This is a genomic window from Shewanella sp. S1-49-MNA-CIBAN-0167, assembly GCF_040310145.1.
GTDB classification, from domain to species: domain Bacteria; phylum Pseudomonadota; class Gammaproteobacteria; order Enterobacterales; family Shewanellaceae; genus Shewanella; species Shewanella psychromarinicola.
The window spans coordinates 1-331 of the sequence record NZ_JBEOPO010000153.1; the positions used below are offsets into that span (position 1 = coordinate 1).

Annotated in this window: 1 pseudogene; it reads right to left on the reverse strand. The window is 41.4% G+C overall.

Annotated features, from left to right (window positions below):
- Nucleotides 1–331: pseudogene (locus AAEZ00_RS20775) on the reverse strand (DNA mismatch repair protein MutS); the annotation flags it as partial.

Sequence of the window (331 nt, forward strand, 5' to 3'; positions counted from 1 at the left end):
TTTACATACTGCATTAAACAACCTGCAGCTTGTAACGCCAATCGTGCATCAGTAATACCAAAACCGTGCAAATCTTTGGTGCCAAATTGATTGAGCAGTAAATTAATACACGTGTCGTAATCAAACTCCCACTCTGGGCGACGACGGATGCCTTTCATGTTATTGATTAATAACATGTCAGCAAAATCTTCACTGTAAAGTAACTCTGCTGGATTAGTCCGCTGTAATTCGGCTTCTAAAGCTTCACGAGTGGGTAATTCTGCAACAACAAAACGACCAGACGAAATGTCTAAAGTCGCGTAACCAAAACCGCTTTTACCCTGATACAGTG